Here is a 446-nt window from a genome sequence, read left to right as displayed (position 1 = left end):
ATTTCAGTAGAGAGTTTATGTAAGTAATCAGCTCTCGCATTGGCAATATGTTCATGGATTCTTGCAACTTTCATACGCTGCTTGTTCCAGTTCGAAGAACCTTTCGTTCTTCTGGAAAGGATACGCTGTGCTTTTGCTAACTTTCCTTCTAATATATGGAAGTATTTAGGGTTCTTGTATGTTGTTCCATCAGAAAGAATAGCAAAATCTTTTAACCCAACGTCCATTCCACAAGTGGATTCCGTTTTAAGCATTTCTTGTATCTCTGTTTCGACAAGGATAGATACAAAGTATGTACCACTTGGGTTACGTCGAATCGTTGCATTTAGAATACGACCTTCTACTTCACGACTTTTGGCAAAGCGAACAAGGCCAAGTTTCGGTAATTTCATTTTGTTACCTACAATCGCAATATTGCCGTTCGTTTGCTTGGTTGTGTAGGATTG

The 446-nt window shown here is 38.8% G+C and carries 1 protein-coding gene; it reads right to left on the bottom strand.

What is annotated here, in order from left to right; all coding sequences use genetic code 11:
- On the bottom strand, positions 1-446 hold a 446-nt coding region (locus KFD70_RS29290; RefSeq protein ID WP_431613555.1), incomplete at both ends, for an RNA-guided endonuclease InsQ/TnpB family protein.

Source organism: Bacillus pfraonensis, from assembly GCF_050768835.1.
GTDB lineage: Bacteria > Bacillota > Bacilli > Bacillales > Bacillaceae_G > Bacillus_A > Bacillus_A pfraonensis.
The sequence above is the reverse complement of the archived record's forward strand: the minus strand, read 5'-3'. Positions and strand labels throughout refer to the sequence as shown.